18 protein-coding genes are annotated in these 20,000 nt (G+C 73.3%); 14 read left to right on the forward strand and 4 right to left on the reverse strand.

What is annotated here, in order from left to right:
- The first annotated feature begins 9 nt into the window (after nucleotides 1–9).
- Together rarD and OG780_RS17855 are read left to right on the forward strand one after the other, a co-directional pair.
- On the forward strand, nucleotides 10–1,110 hold the full coding sequence (gene rarD, locus OG780_RS17850) for an EamA family transporter RarD (RefSeq protein WP_328449363.1): 1,101 nt from the start codon (nucleotides 10–12) through the stop codon (nucleotides 1,108–1,110).
- Nucleotides 1,111–1,246: 136 nt separating this feature from the next.
- Nucleotides 1,247–1,723 carry a VOC family protein gene (locus OG780_RS17855; RefSeq protein ID WP_328449365.1) on the forward strand — a complete coding sequence of 159 codons (477 nt, stop codon included), beginning with the start codon at nucleotides 1,247–1,249 and terminating at the stop codon, nucleotides 1,721–1,723.
- Nucleotides 1,724–1,760: 37 nt separating this feature from the next.
- Here OG780_RS17855 and OG780_RS17860 read toward each other — a convergent pair whose 3' ends face one another.
- The 3 genes from OG780_RS17860 to OG780_RS17870 are packed head-to-tail and all read right to left on the reverse strand — an operon-like array spanning nucleotide 1,761 to nucleotide 5,601.
- Nucleotides 1,761–3,788: a hypothetical protein gene (locus tag OG780_RS17860; RefSeq protein ID WP_328458207.1), complete on the reverse strand. Its 2,028-nt coding sequence runs from the start codon at nucleotides 3,786–3,788 to the stop codon at nucleotides 1,761–1,763.
- 8 nt (nucleotides 3,789–3,796) lie between these two features.
- Nucleotides 3,797–4,552, reverse strand: a complete 756-nt coding sequence (locus OG780_RS17865; RefSeq protein ID WP_328449366.1) for a hypothetical protein — start codon at nucleotides 4,550–4,552, stop codon at nucleotides 3,797–3,799.
- Nucleotides 4,553–4,566: 14 nt separating this feature from the next.
- Nucleotides 4,567–5,601, reverse strand: coding sequence for a peptidoglycan DD-metalloendopeptidase family protein (locus OG780_RS17870; RefSeq protein ID WP_328449367.1), 1,035 nt, complete (start codon nucleotides 5,599–5,601; stop codon nucleotides 4,567–4,569).
- Nucleotides 5,602–5,774: 173 nt separating this feature from the next.
- Between OG780_RS17870 and OG780_RS17875 the strand changes: the two genes are divergently transcribed.
- The 11 genes from OG780_RS17875 (at nucleotide 5,775) to OG780_RS17925 (ending at nucleotide 16,402) form a co-directional block, all read left to right on the forward strand.
- Nucleotides 5,775–6,395 carry a hypothetical protein gene (locus tag OG780_RS17875; RefSeq protein WP_328449369.1) on the forward strand — a complete coding sequence of 207 codons (621 nt, stop codon included), beginning with the start codon at nucleotides 5,775–5,777 and terminating at the stop codon, nucleotides 6,393–6,395.
- Nucleotides 6,392–6,649 carry a hypothetical protein gene (locus OG780_RS17880; RefSeq protein WP_328449371.1) on the forward strand — a complete coding sequence of 86 codons (258 nt, stop codon included), beginning with the start codon at nucleotides 6,392–6,394 and terminating at the stop codon, nucleotides 6,647–6,649. The genes OG780_RS17875 and OG780_RS17880 overlap by 4 nt, the downstream gene beginning before the upstream one ends.
- A gap of 496 nt (nucleotides 6,650–7,145) precedes the next feature.
- Entirely contained in the window at nucleotides 7,146–7,445 is a 300-nt protein-coding gene (locus tag OG780_RS17885; RefSeq protein WP_328449374.1) for a hypothetical protein, read from the forward strand.
- Between the two features lie 39 nt (nucleotides 7,446–7,484).
- Nucleotides 7,485–8,261, forward strand: a complete 777-nt coding sequence (locus OG780_RS17890) for a hypothetical protein (protein ID WP_328449376.1) — start codon at nucleotides 7,485–7,487, stop codon at nucleotides 8,259–8,261.
- 13 nt (nucleotides 8,262–8,274) lie between these two features.
- Nucleotides 8,275–9,405, forward strand: coding sequence for a hypothetical protein (locus OG780_RS17895; protein ID WP_328449378.1), 1,131 nt, complete (start codon nucleotides 8,275–8,277; stop codon nucleotides 9,403–9,405).
- Nucleotides 9,406–9,605: 200 nt separating this feature from the next.
- Nucleotides 9,606–11,099: an SCO6880 family protein gene (locus OG780_RS17900; RefSeq protein WP_328449380.1), complete on the forward strand. Its 1,494-nt coding sequence runs from the start codon at nucleotides 9,606–9,608 to the stop codon at nucleotides 11,097–11,099.
- Entirely contained in the window at nucleotides 11,096–12,628 is a 1,533-nt protein-coding gene (locus OG780_RS17905; protein WP_328449382.1) for an ATP/GTP-binding protein, read from the forward strand. Before OG780_RS17900 ends, OG780_RS17905 begins: the two co-directional genes overlap by 4 nt.
- Nucleotides 12,629–12,763: 135 nt before the next feature.
- A complete protein-coding gene (locus OG780_RS17910) occupies nucleotides 12,764–14,521 on the forward strand; it encodes a type IV secretory system conjugative DNA transfer family protein (protein ID WP_328449384.1) in 1,758 nt (585 codons plus the stop codon).
- On the forward strand, nucleotides 14,518–14,955 hold the full coding sequence (locus tag OG780_RS17915) for a DUF4913 domain-containing protein (protein ID WP_328449386.1): 438 nt from the start codon (nucleotides 14,518–14,520) through the stop codon (nucleotides 14,953–14,955). Before OG780_RS17910 ends, OG780_RS17915 begins: the two co-directional genes overlap by 4 nt.
- A 17-nt stretch (nucleotides 14,956–14,972) precedes the next feature.
- Nucleotides 14,973–15,281 carry a hypothetical protein gene (locus OG780_RS17920; protein WP_328449388.1) on the forward strand — a complete coding sequence of 103 codons (309 nt, stop codon included), beginning with the start codon at nucleotides 14,973–14,975 and terminating at the stop codon, nucleotides 15,279–15,281.
- On the forward strand, nucleotides 15,278–16,402 hold the full coding sequence (locus tag OG780_RS17925) for a zeta toxin family protein (protein WP_328449390.1): 1,125 nt from the start codon (nucleotides 15,278–15,280) through the stop codon (nucleotides 16,400–16,402). The genes OG780_RS17920 and OG780_RS17925 overlap by 4 nt, the downstream gene beginning before the upstream one ends.
- A 68-nt stretch (nucleotides 16,403–16,470) precedes the next feature.
- Here the strand turns inward: OG780_RS17925 and OG780_RS17930 are convergent, their stop codons facing one another.
- The gene (locus OG780_RS17930; protein ID WP_328449392.1) at nucleotides 16,471–17,028 is read right to left on the reverse strand and encodes a hypothetical protein; all 558 of its coding nucleotides are present in this window, start codon (nucleotides 17,026–17,028) and stop codon (nucleotides 16,471–16,473) included.
- 382 nt (nucleotides 17,029–17,410) lie between these two features.
- Between OG780_RS17930 and OG780_RS17935 the strand changes: the two genes are divergently transcribed.
- Entirely contained in the window at nucleotides 17,411–19,858 is a 2,448-nt protein-coding gene (locus OG780_RS17935; protein WP_328449394.1) for a hypothetical protein, read from the forward strand.
- The last annotated feature ends 142 nt before the right edge of the window (nucleotides 19,859–20,000 follow it).

The raw sequence follows: 20,000 nt of genomic DNA on the forward strand, positions 1-20,000 counted from the left end.
GAGACGCCGGTGGCCGGGAAGTCGAGGGGCGAGCAGCGCATAGGTCTGCTGAACGGCTTCGCGGCGTACGGAATGTGGGGGCTCGTCCCCCTCTTCTGGCCGTTGCTGAAGCCCGCCGGAGCGATCGAGATCCTCGCCCACCGGATGGTGTGGTCGCTGGCGGTGGTCGGGGTCCTGCTGCTGGTGACACGGCGCTGGGCCTGGGCGGGCGAACTGCTGCGGCAGCCGCGCAAGCTGGCGCTGATCACGGTCGCGGCGGCGGTCATCACCGTCAACTGGGGCGTCTACATCTGGGCGGTCAACTCCGGGCACGTGGTCGAGGCCTCGCTGGGCTACTTCATCAACCCCCTGGTCACCATCGCGATGGGCGTGCTGCTCCTCAAGGAGCGGCTGCGGCCGGTGCAATGGGCCGCCGTGGGCGTCGGCGCCGCGGCCGTCCTCGTCCTGACGATCGGCTACGGCCGCCCGCCCTGGGTCTCCCTCTGTCTCGCCTTCTCCTTCGCCGTCTACGGCCTGGTGAAGAAGAAGGTCAACCTCGGCGGCCTCGAATCGCTCGCCGCCGAGAGCACGATCCAGTTCCTGCCGGCGCTGGCGTATCTGCTGTGGCTGGGCTCGCGGGGCGACGCCTCGTTCACCGCGCAGGGGCCGGGGCACGCCGCGCTGCTCGCGGCGACCGGTGTGGTCACCGCGATCCCCCTGATCTGCTTCGGTGCCGCCGCGATCCGCGTGCCGCTGTCCACCCTGGGCCTGCTCCAGTACATGGCGCCCGTATTCCAGTTCCTCCTCGGCATCTTCTACTTCCACGAGGCCATGCCGGCCGAGCGGTGGGCCGGGTTCGCGCTGGTGTGGCTCGCGCTGTCGCTCCTGACGTTCGACGCGCTGCGCGCAGCGCGGCGGGGTGCGCGTGCCCTACGGGAAGCGGCCCGCGCGGACTCGGCGGCGACGGCCGCCGCGGGTACCGCCGCCGGCACCGGGGCGGTCCCCGTGGCTACCACCGCCGAGATCGCGGAGGTCGCCGCTGTCGCCGCGGGTACGGCGCCCGAGGCCGCGGGAATCGCCGCCGACATCGTCGGATCCACCGGTCGGGCCGGTACACGCGGCACCTCGTGACGAACGGGCGGCCGTGACCGCCGGTGGTCACGGCCGCGCCCGGGGCGAAACCGGCGGGACCCTCCCCCGTACGGCATGAGGGCGGGCCCGGCGCGTGACCTTGCCCGCCCACCGGACACCCACTATGAGTGGCTCCATGACGCCGACTCCCGTGCCCGCACCCACACCCGTCCACTGGAAACTCGTCATCGACTCCGCGGATCCGCACGCGCAGGCCGACTTCTGGTCCGCCGCGCTCGGGTACACGGTCGAGGACAACAGCGCCTTCATCGAGCGGCTGCTGAGCCTCGGCGCACTGCCGGCCGAGGCGACCGTCGACTTCCACGGCCGCCGGGCCTTCCGGGACCTGATCGCCGTACGGCATCCCGATGACCCGTACGACGAGGAACGCGGTACCGGCCTCGGGCGGCGCCTGCTGTTCCAGCGGGTCCCCGAACCCAAGACGCACAAGAACCGGCTCCACCTCGACCTGCATCCCGGCGACGGGCGCCGCGCCGCCGAGGTCGGGCGTCTGACGTCGCTGGGCGCCGGCGTCCTGCGAGAGGTGAAGGAACCCGCGGGCGAGTGGGTCGTGATGACGGACCCCGAGGGAAACGAGTTCTGCGTCAACTGAGACCGGGGCGGCGGCTCCGCCCCGGCCGCTCAGCTCCTCACTCACCGTGGGCGCGGGGCGCCCTGGCGTACGGGTTGTCCGCGGCGAGACGGGCTCGTTCCGCGAGGCGGACCATGCGGGTGCGGGCCGATTCGAGCTGTTCGAGGTCGTCGGCGGCGGGGCCGTCGTCGGCCGCGAGCTCGGTCCACAGTCCGATCAGGTCCCGCCCGAGGTGCAGGCCCTGGAGGGGATCGCGGACGGCGCGCCACGCGGCGGCCGCGCTCTGGACGTTGCCGTAGGCGGCCCCGGAGTCCCGGTGCCGTCGGCGAACCCTCGCGAGGTCCAGCGACAGATGGAACGACCTGAGCGCGTCACCGGCCAGGTAGGCGATGTACGCGGTCAGTTCGCGCAGCTTCAGCACCTCGGGGTGCTCCTGGCCCAGCGACTGCGCCGCCTCCGCGACGGCGCGCTCCGCCATGCCCGCGGCGGCCTCGATACGGCCCATCTTCACGGCCTCGTTGATCCGGGCGACGGGTGCGGCGAGGAACGCCGACGCGGCGTCCCGTTCCGCGGCGGGCTCCTGCGGACTCGGCGCGAGCACCGCCTCGGCCACGGCGTCGAAGCCGCGGGCGGGGGTCGGCTTCGGATCCGGTTCCGGCTCCGGGCCGAGCAGTGACAGGGCCTCCATCGCGGAAGCGGGCTTCCGCGATGGAGCGGCCGCCTTCGGCTCGGGGGCGCGCTCCGGCTCCGGGGCCGGGCCGAACTCCCCCGCCGGAGCGGGCGCCGCGGCGGCCGCCGACTCCGGCACCGCCCGCAGGACACGCGTCGACGCGGCCCCGGGCAGCGGCTTCGGTTCCGGTACCGCCCGCAGGACGAAGGTGGACGGCGTGGGAGTACCGGGCACGGCGGGGTCGACCGCGGGCACCAGGTCGGGGCCCGGGGCAGGAGCGACGGCACCACCGTTCGCCGGGCCGGCCACCGCACCGGCGCCCCTGCCGGGATCCGCGGTGACGACCGGCTCGGCCATCGCCGCGGGGGCGGGAACGGGCGTGGGCATCGGCGCGGGCGCAGTGGCGGGCACGGATTCCGGGGATGCCGGCCGCACGGACTGCGGCTGCGGCTGGGACAGGGACAGGGGCTGCGGCTGCAGCTGCGGCTGCGGCACGAACTCGGCGGTCACCGCCGGCTCCGGCCTGCGCACCGGCGCGGGCCGCGGCTCCGCGACGGACTCCGGGCGCACCGACGGCTCGGGCGCGGGCGGTGCCGTGGGCGGGTACTCGGGTGCGGGTGCGGGTGCGGGTGCGGGCACCGCCTCGGACGTCGTCGCCGGGGCAGACGGTGTCCCGGTCTCCGGTCCCGGGAGCGGGCGCGCAGGTGGTTCCGGCACCGCGCGCAGGAGGAACGTCGCCTTGTCCCGGCGCGGAACGGCCGGTGCCTCCGGGACCTCCGGAGCCCGCGGAACGTGTACAGGTGGCTCGGCGGACACCGGGACGGGCGGAAGCGGCGGAGCCGGCGCCTCCGGACGCCGCTGAGCGGGCGGCTCCGGGCGCTGCTCCCGAACCGGCGGCTGCGGGTGCCGCTCATGGGGCGGGGGCTCGGTGAAGGTGTGGGCCGGGGGGCGGGGGTGGCCCTCGGGTGGGGTGTGGCGGTGTTCCTGGGGCGGAAGGTGCGGGCGCCCCTCGGGCCGAGGCTCGCGCGGCTGCACGGGCGGCGCGGGAGGTGCCACACGTACCGGCTCCGCCGTATAGCGGCTGGAACCGTCGACGTGCACCTGGAGCGGTACGACGAAGCCGATGCGTTCGTCGTGGATGCTGGCCAGCACCGGGTGGCCGGTGGCGAGGGCGAGGCGGTGCAGGTAGTTCAGGATCGCGCCCTGGACCGTCTCGCCGGGCGCGGCCACGACCGGCATCCCGCCGACCGTGGCACAGCCCCGTACCCCGGCGGACCCAGGGGCCACCGCGGCGTCAGCGGACGCCGGTACGTGCACCTCGATCGGCGTCATCCCGGCGGTCGGCTGCCCCCCGGCACCGGCCGTCGAGCGCTGCCGCTTGAGTTCCCGCTTCTGTTCGCGGCTGAGTCGAGACATCGGTTCCCTCACGAAGGGGTGGTCGAGGACGGGTTCGAGGACATCGTCGAGGCCGAGGGCGAGACCGGCGTCGAGGACGGGGAGGCCGACGGCGAGAGAGGCGGGTCCGCCGCTTCCACGGTCGTCACCTCGGCGACGTGCCACGGACGGCCGCCACCCGCCCGGGTGAGCTTGAGGTAGACGTTGGCGCGCGGACCCGTGCCCGTCCAGCCGTCGCGGCCGTGGGCCGTGCCCTCCACGAAGAGAGCGCGGTAGGCCAGGACGGACGTGTCGGCGGGACCGTCGGCGTCGTCGTCCGCGGTCACGTCCACCGTGATCCAGGCCCGGTGGCCCGCCCAGGTGTTCCACTCGGCGCCCGCCCCGCTCGCGGGGTGGTACGACCGCTCGGCCGCGGCCTTGGACGCGGTGAACCATCGCGCGGAACGCAGCACGGCGTCGTGGGGACCGTAGTCGTACTTCGTGTCATAGCCGTACGCCACCTCCGCCCACGCCTCCGATACTGCCGTCGCGTCCGTCCCGTCGACACCCGACGGGCTCGGCACGTGTGCGTCCGTGCCCAGCGGCCTGCCCGGCGGGAGGGACGCCTTCGGTGCCACGGACGGCACCACGGAGGGCGACGAACCCGGCACGCCCACGTCATCACGATGGTCCCGCAGGCCACAGCCCGTCAACGCCAGGACCCCGGCCACGGACACGACCGCCAGCGCGGCAAACGTTCCGCGTGCCCCCGTACGGACCGCTGTACCCGTCCGTGTCGTCCTCATACTCGCCTCCCTCCTCACTTCAGTCCCAGCCAGGGTGCCGGATCCACGTACGTGCCGTTCCGCTGGACCTCGAAGTGCGCGTGCGGCCCTGTCGAGAGACCGGTGGAGCCCACCTCGCCCACCTTCTGGCCGACCTGCACGTGCTGGCCGACGTGCACGCTGAGGCTCCGCATGTGGTTGTAGGTCGTCGAGACGCGGTCGCCGTTGATGGTCCCGTGCGAGATGACCACGCGGTTGCCGTAACCGTTGGACCAGCCCGCGAAGGTGACCGTGCCGTCCCGGGCCGCCTTGAACGTCGTACCCAGCGGCGCCGCGAAGTCGATGCCGGTGTGCAGCTTGTAGACGTGCTTGATCGGGTGCATGCGCATACCGAACGGCGAGGTCACGCGCGGGTGGCCGGAGAGCGGCATCGCCAGCTCCTGCCCGGCGGGAATCGTGCCCGGCGGATCGTCCACCGACTCGTACTTGGATATCAGGGACTTGATGCGGGCGACGTAGTTCCGGGTCTCGGTGTACGGCGGCATGCCGTGGTACTGGTGCACCGCGCCGGGGCCCGCGTTGTACGCCGCGAGCGCGAGGTCGAGGGTCTCGCCGCTCGCCTCGCCGCGGTTCTTGTACCCCTCGACCGTCCTGGCGAGGGCACAGTCGTAGCGGCCCTGGGCCATGATCGCGTCACCGGGATCGTACGGAGAGGCCCGGCCGTTGCCGTCGTCGTCCTTGCCCCAGTTGGGCCAGGTCCCCGGCATGAACTGCGACAGGCCCTCGGCGCCCACGGGGGAACGGGCGTTGGGGTTCCAGCCCGACTCCGCCTCGATCTGCGCGGCGATGACCGCCGGCTTGATGACGTCGCACATGGCACCCGCCTTGAGCACCCAGGGAACGTAACTCGCGGGCACGGCACCGTCCTTCAGACCCCCGCCCGCGCCGTACCCCGGACCCTCCTCGCTCGACGCCCCGCTCACCGCGACCATCATGACCACCGGCATGAGCACGGCGGCCAGGCAGCCGCCCACCACCCAGGTCATGGTGGATCCGCCCCCGTTGGACATCGGCCCCCCTCAGCCTCATGTTCCGGTCGTGTACATGCTGTCGAGTCTCTCGGTTCCCACCCGATTCCCGCGTCACCACGGCGTCACAGACTCGTCCCAGGAACTCACGCCCCGTTACCCAACTCGCCCGGACGCCGGGAGGATCGATGCACCGACGAGGAAAGAGAGCACCCATGCAGGGGATCGAGGGGGTGGCGATGCGGGCGAACGACGGGGTGGCCGTGCGCGGGAGCGAGGGAGTGCCGCCGCGCGGGAGCGACGGCGCGGTGCCGTACGGGAACGGGCCGGGCGGGCCCGAGATATGGATACGCGGGGCGGCCGGAGAACCGGAACAGCCGCCGCAGCAGTACGAGGAGGACCACCGGCTCGTCGCACGCTCACGGCAGTTCTCCTGGGTCGCCACGCACGGCGGAGCCGGTTCCTCCACGCTCGCCACCGTCTTCGGCGGCCATGACGCGGGCCGCGACTGGCCCCGGCCGGACCGGGGCGATCCGGCCTCGGTCCTGCTCGTCGGCCGTACGCACGCGGCGGGCCTGGACGCCGTGTCGCACACCCTCGACATCTTCCGCCGGGGCGACGCACCGCCGGGACTCGATCTCGACGCCATCGTCCTGGTCGCGGACGCGCCCGGCCGGCTGCCGCGTCAACTCACCCAGCGCGTCAAGGTGATCAACTCGGTCATCGACGTTTACCGGGTGCCGTGGATGCCCGCGTGGCGCACCGGAGACCTCACCGGACCGCTGCCCCGCGAGGCGGCCTCCCTGGCCCGGCTGACGGGAAGGACCGCGCCATGACCGCCCTGCATGCGCTCGCCGCCACCCAGCTGGCCGTGAACACAGACGTCACCAAGGAGCTCGACAAGATCCTCGGCATCATCGCCTGGCTCGTGACCGCCGCCGGTGTGGCGGGACTGATGATCGTGGGCTCCCGAATGGCGCTGGCTGTCAAAACCGGTGAGTTCGAGGAGCACTTGAACCAGTTCCTGATGGTGCTGGGCGCCTGTGTCATCGGCGCCACGGCGGGACCGATCGTCGGTTTCGTGCTCTGAGCCGTCCGTCGCCGGGCGGAGGCGACCCGCGGCACGGAGGACGCCGCTCGGCGGAGACCATCCACCCTCCGGCGACTCCATCCCCCCGGCGGACGCCATCCACCCCCTGGCGGACAGGTCTGCCATCTGCCGTCCGCCGGATACCGTCCGAATGCTCGCGCGCGTCGCGGGGATCCCCCGAGGCGCCATCACATCTGATGGTGCCTCAGCTTTTCCCGCGCCTCCCACCTCGTCCTTCATGACGGTCTCTTCCCGTCTGTCACGGACACGTCACCGACAGGTGCTGGATTCCCACATCGCTTGGCCCCGGCCCACGGAAGTCGCCAAGCTCACTGTGCACCGGGAACCCAGGGCGTCCCACGGATCTTCACCGCCCTCAAGTACCGCTCACGGCAAGCACGTACCGCTCGTACCGGGCAAGTGCCGTTCAGACCCGGCCAGTTCCGCACCCGTCCAGGACGTGTGCGCGGGCAGCCGGCCACATCGGGGAGAGACCATGTTCAAGGCGATAGCAGCCCAGGCCCACCAGTACGTCTATCTGGCGGACGGGAAGATCCCCAATCCCGACCGCGACGCACCGAACGCGCTGACCGGCAAGGTCGACACCGTCCTCGGCATCCTCGCCTGGGCCGGCACCGCGGCGGGCGTCGCGGGTGTGCTCATCACCGGCGCCATGATGGCGATCTCGATGCGCCGCGGCGAGGGCTCCGAGCACATGGGCCGCCTCGGCATGGTGCTCGGCGGCTGTGTCCTGGTGGCCACCGCGGGCCCCGTCGTCACCTTCGTCTTCGCCTGACCGACGCCTCGTCAGAGCCTGAGCGAAGGGAGCGCAACCATGCTGAACTCCGGTCGGCCCCAAGGGGGCAGCGGGGAGTGGGAGCAGCCGTTCTGGCAGCAGCGGAGCTGGGTCCTGTCGGCCGGGTTCCTGCTGGTGCTGCTCGTGCTCGCCGGTGCCACGATGCTCAGCGGAGGCGACGGGACACCGTCCGACGCGTCGGACGGCGGCAAGCCGGTCCCCTCCGCGGACGCGGACGCGGACCGGGACCGCGGAGGGCGGGCGGACACCCGCCCCGCCGGCTGCCGCACCGACGACAGCGACCAGGCCAAGCCCACCCGGGCCCCGAAGGACTTCAAGTGGAAGGCCAACGGGACGGGTCTGGTGCCGGTCTCGGGAACGGTGGGCCCGCTCACGTTCGACGGACCCGTCTGGTCCTGCTTCGCCCACACGCCGATGGGCTCCGTCATGGCAGCCCACACCATCACCGACCATCTGAGCTTTTCGGGCTGGCGCCAGGTCGTCGACCGGCAGGTCGTTCCCGGCGCGGGCCGCGACGCGCTCGTCGCGAGCCGTGCCGCGGCGGGCGACAGGCCGGCCTCGGGCGAGGCCGACGGAGGCGGCTACGCCGGCTTCACCGTCCTGTCGTACGACAAGGAGAAGTCGACCGTGATGTTCGTGGTGCGGGTCCCCGGCAAGGGCTCCTACGGCACCGCGTCGGTGACGCTGCGCTGGCTGGACGGCGACTGGAAGCTCTCGCCCGACGCCGACGGGACCGTCTATTCGGGCATGTCGCAGATCAGCGGCACCAAGGGCTTCGTCACCTGGGAGGCGTGAGATGTCTTGTTCCTTGCGACTGTACGACTGCGTGATCGACGAGGTCGGTTCGCAGTTCACCGACGGTGCCGTCGTGGCCTTCGCCAAGGCGATCGGCGACGCGACCTCGGAAGTGCTCAAGGCGCTCAACGGCGTATGGATAAACGTCAACGCGGGAGACACCACCGGGCCCATCGCCAAGATCGATGCGGAGGTGGACTGGCTCGTCGGCTACGTGGCCGTGGCCTCGCTGCTGATCGCGGCGATCCGCATGGCGCTGGAGCGCAAGGGCCAGCCGATGAAGCAGGCGTTCATGGGGATGTGGAAGGTCATCCTCGTCGGCGCCGTCGCGGTGACGGTGGTCCGGGCGCTCACGGCGGCCTCCGATCTGTACGCGCAGGACGTCTACAACAGGGCCGCTCTCGGCGACAAGGCCGAGAAGATGCTCGGTGTGCTGTCCCTCGAACAGCCGGGCCTCATCATCGTCTTCGGCCTGCTGGTGATGCTGTCGGGCTTCGTGCAGATCTGTCTGATGTACATCCGCATCGGCGTCCTGATCATGCTCGTCGGCACGCTGCCGCTGGCCGCGGCCTCCTCGATGACCGGGTGGGGCGAGGGCTGGTGGAAGAAGCACATCGGCTGGCTCGCGGCCTGGCTGCTGTACAAACCGGCGGCCGCGCTGATCATCTACTCGGCCGCGTCGATGACCAACGGCACCGCGAACCTCTCCCAGACCATCGCCGGCCTCGGCATGCTGATCATGGCGGTGTTCGCCCTGCCGGCCCTGCTCAAGCTGATCGTTCCGGCGACCGCGGCCCTGGGCGGCACCTCGGGCGGCACGGTCACGGTGAACGCGGTCAACAACGTCGCCACCGGCGCCGTCAGCATCGCCGCGGGCGGTGCCGGCGGCGGGGGCGCCGCCGGTCCGCAGGGCTCGCCGTCCGCGGGCGCCGGAGCTCCGGCGAGCGGTGGCGCCGGCGGCGCGGGTGCGGGCGGTGGCGCGGCGGCGGGCGGTGCGGCCGCCGCGGGCGCGGGCGCGGCCACGGGCGGCGCGACCCTCGCCGTACAGGCCGTGGCGGTCGCCGCGCAGACCGGTGTCGCGGCGGCCGGCGAGGTGGCCAACTCCCTGAACGACAACGACGGGATGAAGGGCCACAACCAGTAGGCGGCCACGAGGCCGTGGAGCCATGAGGCTCCAGGAGTTCCGGGGCTTCGGAAGTCCGGGACCCGCGACTCCGGTGCCGGCCGGTCCGAGCCTCCGGGAGGCCGGGGCGGCGCGCGAGCCGCCGTCGCAGGGCCGGCCGCCGCCGCCCCGGAACTCCCCCAGTCACGTATCCAGCGCTTCGAGCCGGAAGAAGGAACCCCATGTCCACCGACGCCATGACGCGTCCCACGTACGGGAACTGGCGCAGGCCCCGCCGTCCCGGACTCGGTCCGCTGGGTCTGCTCGGCACCGTCGTCGCCTTCGGGGGGCTGCTGGTGGCGCTGCTGGCTTCGCTGGTCTCGCTGAGTGCCGCGATCGTCGTCCTCGTACCGGTCGCGCTCTTCCTCGCCCCGCTGGCGCTGCGCACGGTCGACGGCCGCAACGTCTACCAGGTCCTCGCGATCCGGATCGGCTGGGCGCGGCGCAAGTCGGCCGGCTCGCACACCTACCTCTCGGGGCCGCTGTCCAAGCGCCCCGGCGGCCGCTACCAGCCGCCCGGACTGCTGGCGCGCACCCGGATGCACGAGGGCCGCGACGCCTACAACCGTTCCTTCGGCGTGCTGCACCACCCGGGCCGCGGCCTGTACACGGTGGTGCTGGCCTGTGAACCGGACGGCGGCTCGCTGGTCGACCCCTCCCAGGTCGACATCTGGGTGGCCTCCTGGGGCGACTGGCTCGCGCGGCTCTCGCACGAGCCGGGCCTGCGCGGCGCCCAGGTGGTCGTGGAGACCGCCCCGGACACCGGGACCCGGCTCGCGGCCGAGGTGCTCCCCCGGATCTCCCCCGACGCGCCGGCCGCCGCGCGCGCCGTGATGGAGGAGGTCGTCCAGCGCTATCCGTCGGCGTCCTCCGAGATGCACACGTACATCGCCCTGACCTACGGCCCGACGGGCGGCCCCAAGCGGGGCACGGACGACATCGTCACCGATCTGTCGATGCGGCTGCCCGGACTGCTGTCCGGTCTGGTCGCGGCGGGCGGCGGCAGTGCCTACCCGCTGCCCGCCGACCGGCTCGCCGAGATCGTCCGGGTGGCGTACGACCCCGCCATCGCGCCCGATGTGCTCAGCGCCCGCGCCGAGCACGCCACGACCGGAGTGGAGTGGGGCGACGCGGGCCCGGCCGCGGCGGTGGAGACGGTCACCTCGTACAAGCACGACTCGGGTATCTCGCGCACCTGGATGCTGACGCTCGCGCCGCGCGGCACGGTCCGCTCCAGCGTGCTGCGCGGGCTCCTCGAACCAGCCCCGGGCACCCGGCGCAAGCGGGTCTCCCTGGTCTACCGGCCCATCGACCCGGCCACCTCCGCCCGCATCGTCGAGTCCGACCGGCGCACCGCGCACTTCATGGCGGGATCGCGGCGCGGTCTCGTGCAGGCGCGGGCCAGTTCGGAGATGCAGGCCGCCGAGCAGACCGCGGCCGAGGAGGCGGCGGGCGCGGGGCTCGTGGAGTTCTCGCTGATGGTGACGGTCACCGTGGACGACGAGGAGCAGTTGCAGGACGCGGGCATCACCGTGCGCAACCTCCAGGCCTCGTCCCGCATCCTGATGCGCCCGGCCGACCGTATGCAGGCCGCGGCCTTCACCTGCACCCTGCCGGTCGGCCTGCTCCCGTGGGAGCACACCCTCGTTCCGTACCAGATCAGGGAGGCACTGTGAGCAGGCGGCAGGCACAGGGGACACCGGGCGTCCTGGGAGCACCGGCCACCGCGCCGCCGCGCGGCTGGTACGGCCCCGCGGGCGGCCAGGTCGGGCATGTCGACCCGCCCGCGCTGTGGCGCGCGACCACCGTGCAGGCGTGCGGGCTGTGGCCGTTCGCGGCCGGCTCCGGCGCGCCGATGACCGGGGTTCCGCTCGGGCAGCATCTGCACACCGGGGCGACGGTGTGCGGCGACCCCATCTCCTGGTTCACCCGGGCCCGTTACATCTCCAACCCGTCGCTGTTCATGCTGGGCATGCCGGGCCTCGGCAAGTCGACCCTGGTCAACCGCATGCTGATCGGGATGTCCGCCACGGGCATCACGCCCCTGGTCCTCGGCGACCTGAAGCCCGACTACGCCGACACCGTACGGGCACTGGGCGGCCAGGTGATCTCGATCGGACGCGGGGTCGGCGGCATCAACGTCCTCGACCCGGGCGCGATGGGCGAGGCGGCGGCCCGGATCGGCGGCGAGCGCGGCCGGATCCTGGCCGCGGAGGCGCACGGCCGGGTCCTGAACATGGTCGCGGCGCTGATCACCATCGTGCGCGGGCGTCCGATGGACGACCACGAGCAGTCGGTGCTGTCGGCCTGTCTGCACCATCTCGCGGAACGTACGAAGCCGGGGCGGCCGCCGCTCCTGCCGGATCTGCTGAAAGTGCTGGACGAGGGGCCGGACCGGGTCCGCGCGGTGACGCTGGACCGCGGGAACGTGGCCCGCTACCAGGAGGCCGTGGACCCGCTGCACCGCTCGCTCCTCGGCGTGCTCGACGGCCCGCTCGGCGACACCTTCGCCACCGAGACGTCCACCCGGATCAACCCGTCGTCGCCGGCGGTCTGCGTGGACATCTCCCGGATCGGCGAGGCGGACACCCAGCTGACGGCCGCGGCGATGCTCGCGGCCTGGTCGGACGGGCTCGGCACGGTGGCCGCCGCGCACGCGCTCGCGGACGCCGGACTCGCCCCGCAGCGCTGGTTCTTCACCGTCCTCGACGAGCTGTGGCGCCCACTGCGGGCGGCCTCCGGCATCGTGGAACGGATCGACGCGCTGACCCGGCTGAACCGCTCGCTCGGCCTCGGCGACGCGAAGATCACCCACACGCTGAAGGACGCCGAGGCCCTCGGCAGCGAGTCCGACCGGGCGAAGGCGCGGGGCTTCGTGGAGCGGGCGGGCATGGTCGTCTGCGCCGGTCTTCCGCGGTCGGAGATGCGGGAACTCGGCCAGATCGTCGGCATGTCCGAACGCGAGATCGAGCTCGTGTCCTCGTGGTCGTCCCCGCCCGGCTGGGCCAGCACCGGCGGCAACGAGGAGCCGCCGGGACGCGGACGCTTCCTGATCAAGGTCGGCGGCCGTCCCGGCATCCCGATCAAGGTGTCGATCACCGACACCGAGCGCGCACTGCACAACACGAACACCCGCTGGTCGGAGGCGGGCAAGCCGTCCCTGCACAAGAATCCCGGCCCGAACTCCAGCCCCTCCGGGACTTGAAGGCCGAGGGGACATTCCAGCCCGTCCGGCGTTCGAGGACCCGCGCGGAGCGCGGCGGGGGGCCGGGGGCGGCGCCCCCGGGATGGGACGGGCAGGGGCGGCGGGGGCGAGAGACATCCAACGGGGGGAGCAGAGATGAGCAGCACACGCAGGACAGGACCCGGAGCCGGGGAGGACCTCCTCCCCTGGATCGTGCCGGGGGCCGCGTTCCTCATCGGCACCGTGTTCCTGGGGGCATGGCTGGGCGGAACGCTGGGCGCGGCGGTGAGCGGCGCCGGCTGGCATCCGCCGCCGTTCGCCCTGTCCACCCTCTCGACCCTGGTGAAGGACGGCCCCGGCCCGCTGTGGCCGACGGCCTCGCCCACCGCGCTCGCCGCGGGCATGGCCACGGTCTTCGGGGCCGTCGTGGCGGTGATCACCGTCCTGATCGCGCTCGTACGACGCCGGCTGACCGCGCCCACCGGTCTCGCAGGCCGCAAGGAACTGGCCGGGCTCCTGCCCAAGGGCGCCGCGCGGCGGGCCCGCGAGCTCCGCCCGGGACTGGCCAAACTGGGCAAGGTCACCGCGGACGACACCGGGAACCTGATCGGCGACCTGGAACCCCGCGGCCCGGAACTGCGCTCCAGTTACGAGGACGTCGAACTCGACCTGATGGCGCCCCGCGCGGGCAAGTCCACCGGCATCGCGGTCCCGCGCGTCCTGCGGGCCCGCGGCAGTGTGCTGCTGACGTCGAACAAGGCGGACGTGTACAGCGTGACGCGGGCCGAACGCGAACAGGTGGGCCGGGTCTGGACGTTCGACCCCCAGGGCATCGCCCACACCCCGCGCGGCCTGTGGTGGGACATGCTCGCGGAGGCGGCCACGATCGAGGGCGCCCGCAGGCTGGCCGGGCACTTCGTCGGCGCGGTCAACGACGACGCGTCCCGCCGCGACTTCTGGATCTCGGCCGCCCAGAACACCCTCACCGCCCTCTTCCACGCGGCCCACCGGGGCGGGCGGCCGATCGGCGAGGTACTCGCCTGGCTGGCCGACCCGGCCGACCGCACCCCGGTCGACCTGCTGCGCGACGCCGGGATGACGGCGCTCGCCGACCAGTTGCAGGGCACCGTGCTGGGCGCGGTGGAGACCCGGGACGGCATCTACGAGACCAGCCGCCAGTGCGTGGCCTGTCTGCTCGACCCCGCGATCGCCGCGTGGGTGACCCCGGATCCCGCACTGCCGCAGTTCTTCCCCGACCGCCATGTGCTCTCCGCCGACACGCTCTACCTGCTCTCCAAGGACGGCGGCGGTTCGGCCGCCGGGGTCATCGCCGCGACCGCGGACTCCGTGCTGCGCGCGGGAGTCGTCGCCGCCGAACGGATGGGCGGACGCCTCGAACCGCCGATGACGGCGGTACTCGACGAGGCGGCGAACGTCTGCCGGATCTCCGATCTCCCCGACCTGTACTCGCACTTCGGCTCACGCGGCATCAACATCGTGACCCTGCTCCAGAGTTACCGGCAGGGCTCACGGGTCTGGGGCGAGGCGGGCATGGACGCGCTCTGGTCGGCCTCGACCATCAAGCTGCTCGGCGCGGGTCTGGACGACGCCGACTTCGTGGAGAAGATCTCCCGGCTGGTCGGCGAGCACGACGTGTCGACGGTCAGCTGGTCCAGGAGCAGGGACGGGCGGTCCCGGTCGACGTCGTACCGCCTGGAGCGCATCCTGCCCGCCGACCGCATCCGCGCGCTGCCCAAGGGCACCGCCCTGCTCCTGGCCACCGGCATCAGACCCGCCCTGGTCCGGCTCCGCCCCTGGTACGCCGAACCGGGCGCCGACCGCATCGCGACGGCGGCCCAGGCGGAGGTGAGGGCCATCACCGCCCGCGCGGCCGAGAGGATCACGACCCGATGAACGAGCAACAGTCCTCCGACGCCCCGCCGTTCATCCTCTTCCTCGACGGAACCGAGTACGCCGAGGAGATGAGCCGGCTGGCCGTCTGGGTGAGCGACCTGCTCCTTCCCGTCTACGGCCGCGAGGTCACCTCGCAGCAGCCCTGGTGCCCCCGCTGGTGGGAGCATCCGGAGGCGGTCGCCCGGCTGCACGGGCTGTGGCTGGCCTGGCAGGAGCACACCGCCCCGGCGGCGGGCGCATCCGGGCCCGCCGTCTGGCACCGGGACCACCTCGGCGCCGTACTGTCCGAACTGCGTTCTCCCAGCGGCCCGTTCGCGGGCTGCAAAAGTGGAAGCCACCGCCCGAAGACGCCGCCCGCGGCCGAGTCGTACGAGGACGCCGTCGCCGCATCCCGGCAGATCGACCCGGATCCGTACGAGACCAGTCTCTGGTAGACGAGGAATACCCCGCCATGAACGAAACCCCCGCACCCGGCACGTCCGCCGCCGACTCGGCTCCCTCCCTGCGCGCCTACCTCGGCCTCTACGCCGCCGGATTCGTGGAGCGCGAGCAGATGATCACGACCGTCGCCGCCTGGCCCTTCGAGACCGAGGAGGGTCTGGACGAGGGCCACCCCGAGCCGACCCACCAGGACAACACGCTCTCCGTGCTCGCCGCGGCGCGCCTGCTCGGGCAGGTGACCCGCGAAGACGTGGAGGAGATCCAGCGCAGGGTCGACAGCCGGCCGGACGGCCCGGCGGACGGGGTCGGGCGGCCATGACCACGGGCGAAAGGCCGGAGGCGGGGCTCAGACCCGAATACCGGGCGCTGTACAGGGAGTTGCAGACCCGGATGTCACCGGGCGGCGATCTCGCGCCGGGCGGCACGGACACGTTCGGACAGTTCCGGCGCGGTGCGCTGTGGACGCCGGAACGCGAGCGGATGCACTCCGCGATCCTGGAGGAGTTCACGGCGCGCTGCGCGGGCCTGCCGCGCGACGGCCACGCCGCCCTGCTCACCGCCGGGGCGCCCGGTGCCGGGAAGGGCGGAGCGCTGCGCGGGCTCGGCGAATGGCAGGGGCGCGACGACGAACTGGGGCGGGCTCTGAAGCGGGCGCACGGCATCGACGTACGCGACTACGTGGTCCTGGACCCGGACGACTTCAAGGTGGCGATCTTCGAGCACGGAGGATCGCCCCATCTGCCGCCACACGCACGCGAGTTGTCCGACGGGCGGCCGGTAGCGCCTTCCGAGACGGCCTCGCTCACCCACCGCGAGTCGGCGTTCCTCCAGGACGTCTTCGAGCAGTGGGCCCGCGCCGAGGGCTACAACCTCCTCTACGACGCGACCCTTCGCGACCAGCGCTGGAACGAGAAGCTCCTCGGCGATCTGCGGGCCGACGGCTACGACCGGCGCGTCCTGCTCTCGGTCGAGGTCCCCGTCGAGCAGTGCCTCGCCCAGAACGCCGGCCGCTGGCAGCACGGCCGCACGGAATTCGACGCGGGCCGCGACCGGTACGGCGGGCGCATGGCCCCCGAGGTCATGATCGAGGACCTGTACGCGCGGAGCACCTCGGGACGCGGCTTCTCCGTCGGCCGCGAGAACGCGGAGAAGCTGGTCGAGGGAGGGCTGGCCACCGCGCTGATCACCTCGGAACGGGGTGTGTTCGCCACCGGGCGGCCCACGGGCACGGCCCCGGTGTCCGGGCTCGGCGCCTCGCCCGCCCACCAACAGGGCGACGCCACGATCCGGGTCGCCACCGCGGCACGTCTGCGGTCCGGCGTCGGGAGCACCGCCCCGGCGGCCGGACGGACACCGGGCGCACCGGGCACGGCGGGCGCCGCGACTCCGGCCGCTTCCGCCGTACCGCGCGCCGCGCCCCGGCCCCCGCGAACGCGGTGAACGCCATGAGCGCCGTGCGCCCGGTGTGCGCCGGGAGCGCCAGGAGCGCCAGGAGCGCTGTCGAGCGGCTACGCGCCCGGCTGCGGGCCGACGTGGTCGACGCTCTCCAGGATGCGGCGCTTGCGGGCGATGTTCTCCAGGAGTGCGGCCCGCTCGAAGCGGTGCGGGGTCCTGTCGTACACCTCGCGGCCGCGCTCCGAGGTGAACAGTTCCCCGGGAACGCTGTCGGCGCCCCGCGGAAGGAACTTGAGGACTTCCTCGACCGCCGCGAGCGCGAACGCGGAGCCCTCGCGCTGCTGATGGCGCTCGGCGGGCGGGGTGTGCAGCAGCCTCAGTCCCGTGTCCGTGGCGACCTGGTCACTGACCCACAGGAACTCCCCGGGGTCGATGATCCGCGAGGGCTCGGACCCGCCGAACGCCGGTGGCGCGGGCGGGAGTTCGTCGGTGAGCCGGAAGGCGAAGGAACGGGCGCGGCCGCACCGGGGGCAGACGCCCTCGTACACCGCGACCAGGACACCGTCACGCTCGTCGAGACGGTGCTCGCGCTCGAAGCTCTCCGCCCCGCACGCGCACGCGTGCAGGTCCATGTAGAGGTGTGCTTCCTGCGTCGAACGGGCGATCAGCATGCCGAGATCTTACGTGCCACTAGGCCGTTCAAGGGGGAAAGTGCCAGTGGGCCAGGAGCCGCTCGACCGCGGGAACGCCGGCCGTTCCGACCGGGCGGACGCCCGGCGCGATACCCAGGGGGATCCTCGGGGTGATGTCCGGGGGGAGGTCCCGGGGACTGCCCCAGGGCATGTCCAGGGGCATTCTCAAGGGGGTGCCCCGCCTGAGGTCCAGGGGGATGTCCGCTCGGGCCTCTCCGGCACGGGTACGGGGCCGCGCGCGGAGCCCGTCGTCATCACCGCGACCGACGTCGCGGGCAGCCGCTTCGTCTCGGGCACCGGCGCCGCGCCCGGTCCCGGGCGGCAGGCGGCCGTCATCGCACAGGCGGAGAGCACCCTGCCGATGGTGGTGCGGAGCCTGTACGCGCAGCGGCTGAACTCGGCCGAGCTGCGGTCCGGTGCCGCGGGCGACCGCTTCTTCGCGCTCACCGACGACCGGGGCAGGGACCTCACCCTGCGTCTGGACGCCGTTCCGCTCCCTTCCGGCACGGTCGCGCGGACCCATGTCAACACCACCTCGGACCAGCACGTCGTCCAGCTCTCCGACCGGATGGACCCGCGCCAGGTGGGCCGGGCGCTGAGCCACGAGGTCGGCGAACTGCTCGCGGTGCGCGACCGAGCGGCCCGTGCCGCCGCCGGTGACCCCGAGGTCGCGGGCGTCGCGCCGAACCGTGACGAACTGCTGGCCCGCGGCGGACTGGGAAGCGCGGACCGGCGTCTGAGCCTCACCGAGGAGGACCTCGGCCGGGTCGGCGAACTCAACTACCTGGCCGCCCGCATGAACGACGCCACCCTCGATGCCACCCAACGCGCCGAATCCCGGAGTGAGTTGTCGACGCTCATCGACCACGCCGGGCTGCGGCCGCAGGCCCCGGCCGACTCCGACCGCTTCGCGCCCGAGCTCCGGGCCGCCGATGTCCGCCGCGACATCATCGACCCGCACCTGACCCCGATGGCAGTCGGCGCCCTGCGCGAACTGGCCGTCCCCGTCGAGCGGTTGAGCGCGGCCGATGTCGCCGAACTACGGGAGTTCCGGTCGCGGGCCGAACACACCCGCCCCCTCGGGGCGTCCGCCCACGCCCCTCCCCTGCCGGGGTTCCGGCCCGACGGCTCCCCCGTCCCGCGCGAGGAGCTCGCCGCGGCGACGGCCCAGGCGGCCGACCAGCGCACCCGGGCCGGTGCCGCCACCCTGGCCGAGCTGCGCGCGGAGATCGCCACGACCGGCGAGTGGCCCACCCGCCAGGTCGTCATCGGCGGGGGCGCCAGCCTCGTCGGACGCGACCCCCAGGCCCTGCTCGTCGACGCCCGCGGCCGTTGGCACCTGGACCCCGGCCAGGGCATCGTCCAGTCCCCCGACCAGACGAGGGACATGCGGGCCAACGGGCTCGGCGACGCCCACCAGTTCGCCGAGCCGACCGCGCGGGTGCCGCGCGACGCCGTACGCCTGTGGGAGGACCAGCTCGCCGTGCGCGGTCCCGTCGTCGACGGGGCCGCGGCGCTGGTCCCGGGGCAGGACGGTCACCTCTACGCGCACATCCGGCCCGGCGACGGTTCCCCGGACGTCTATGTGAAGGTCGCGGGCACGCCGACCGTGGCCACCGGGCTGCCGCCGGAGATGGTGCCGGGCGTCGACCGCCGGGACGCGGTGAATCTGCCGGAGGCCCTCGACGCCGTACGCGGACAGCTCCCCGCCGATTCGCCGGCGCACGCCCGGCTGACCGGGGAGATCAGCGCGGAGCGGGCACTCCAGGTGTTGCGGGAGGAGGGCGTGCTGGACGGGCTGCGCTCGGGCGGCGGGGCGCGGGCCGCGCTCCAGACGCTGGACGCGACCGCCCAGTGGGAGCGGGCGAGGGCCGCCGCGCCCGGACGGGTCTTCATCGGGGACGAGATCGCCGAGAACCGTTTCGACGCGCATGCCGCGGGTGCGGAGGACGCCCCGAAGACATGGCTGGTCGCGGGCGCCGGCGGCACGGGCGTGGCCAACGCCGAGATCATCCTGGAGGCCGACCCCGAGGCACGGGTCACCATCTACGGGCCGAACCTCCCTCCCGCGCTGGAGAACCAGGTGCAGTTCACCGCGCTGCGGGAGCGGTTCGTCCGCGAGTACGGCGGTGACGGCCGCCTCACCATCGACATCCACCCCGACAACCGGGTGGGTGCCGTGCAGATGTCCACCGGGCCCGACGGAAAGGCCCGGTTCCGGGAGGGACGGGTGGAGGCGGAGGCGTACGTGGCGAGCCTCGGGCGGACCGCGCCGATGCCGGAGTCCCTCCAGGAGCTGAGCGAGCGGACCCGGGCCGGGGGCGGACAGGTGCGGGGGGATCTGATGTTCGACCGGGACCGGCAGTACCTCGGTTACGGCGTCACCTTCGAGTCGGGGGGCAGGCAGCACCGTGTCGAGGTGACCGGTGCGGCCTCGCAGTTGCTGCCCCGCGATGTCTTTCCTCGGGAAACCCAGGCCGCTCTGGGTGCCATGGCCGCCCGCCAGGTGCCCTCCCAGAGCGGCAACGCGGCTCCGGGTTTCGCTCCTGTGGCCCAGCAGACGGCCCGGCTCGCGGAGGCGCGTGCGCAGGGGACGGTGGAGCGGCACGCGTCGGTTCCGGAGAGCTGGCGCAGGCCGGCTGTGGCGGGCGCGACGACGACCACGCCGTCCGGTGGGCCCACGAACCCCGTGGCGAGCGCGGCCCGCCTCCAGTCCGGCCGGGGTTCCGCTTCCCCGGCCGGTGCCGCACCCGGCCCGGCACCGGGTCCGGCACCTCGGGTACAGAGGCCTCCACGCCCGGGTCGGTGAGACACGCTTGCGCTGGCGTTTGCGGTGTCGGTTCGGTGGGTGGGTCGGGGCCGTGCCGGTACATCCGCCCGTCGCCGTTGGATCAGACGTGAGTTTCTGGGCGCCGTGGCTCGATCCGGGCGTAAGCGACGGGCATGTGATG

This window comes from Streptomyces sp. NBC_00386 (genome assembly GCF_036063235.1).
Lineage (GTDB): Bacteria > Actinomycetota > Actinomycetes > Streptomycetales > Streptomycetaceae > Streptomyces.

What these genes read in the sequence shown, in the direction of transcription:
- OG780_RS17880 (WP_328449371.1), top strand. Translation starts at nt 6,392, where the DNA reads ATGACCGCCCTGCATGCGCTCGCCGCCACCCAGCTGGCCGTGAACACA.
- OG780_RS17910 (WP_328449384.1), top strand. Translation starts at nt 12,764, where the DNA reads ATGAGCAGCACACGCAGGACAGGACCCGGAGCCGGGGAGGACCTCCTC.
- OG780_RS17915 (WP_328449386.1), top strand. Translation starts at nt 14,518, where the DNA reads ATGAACGAGCAACAGTCCTCCGACGCCCCGCCGTTCATCCTCTTCCTC.
- OG780_RS17890 (WP_328449376.1), top strand. Translation starts at nt 7,485, where the DNA reads ATGCTGAACTCCGGTCGGCCCCAAGGGGGCAGCGGGGAGTGGGAGCAG.
- OG780_RS17930 (WP_328449392.1), bottom strand. Translation starts at nt 17,028, where the DNA reads ATGCTGATCGCCCGTTCGACGCAGGAAGCACACCTCTACATGGACCTG.
- OG780_RS17875 (WP_328449369.1), top strand. Translation starts at nt 5,775, where the DNA reads ATGCAGGGGATCGAGGGGGTGGCGATGCGGGCGAACGACGGGGTGGCC.
- OG780_RS17920 (WP_328449388.1), top strand. Translation starts at nt 14,973, where the DNA reads ATGAACGAAACCCCCGCACCCGGCACGTCCGCCGCCGACTCGGCTCCC.
- OG780_RS17885 (WP_328449374.1), top strand. Translation starts at nt 7,146, where the DNA reads ATGTTCAAGGCGATAGCAGCCCAGGCCCACCAGTACGTCTATCTGGCG.
- OG780_RS17870 (WP_328449367.1), bottom strand. Translation starts at nt 5,601, where the DNA reads ATGTCCAACGGGGGCGGATCCACCATGACCTGGGTGGTGGGCGGCTGC.
- OG780_RS17865 (WP_328449366.1), bottom strand. Translation starts at nt 4,552, where the DNA reads ATGAGGACGACACGGACGGGTACAGCGGTCCGTACGGGGGCACGCGGA.
- OG780_RS17935 (WP_328449394.1), top strand. Translation starts at nt 17,411, where the DNA reads ATGGTGGTGCGGAGCCTGTACGCGCAGCGGCTGAACTCGGCCGAGCTG.
- OG780_RS17925 (WP_328449390.1), top strand. Translation starts at nt 15,278, where the DNA reads ATGACCACGGGCGAAAGGCCGGAGGCGGGGCTCAGACCCGAATACCGG.
- OG780_RS17900 (WP_328449380.1), top strand. Translation starts at nt 9,606, where the DNA reads ATGTCCACCGACGCCATGACGCGTCCCACGTACGGGAACTGGCGCAGG.
- OG780_RS17855 (WP_328449365.1), top strand. Translation starts at nt 1,247, where the DNA reads ATGACGCCGACTCCCGTGCCCGCACCCACACCCGTCCACTGGAAACTC.
- OG780_RS17860 (WP_328458207.1), bottom strand. Translation starts at nt 3,788, where the DNA reads ATGTCTCGACTCAGCCGCGAACAGAAGCGGGAACTCAAGCGGCAGCGC.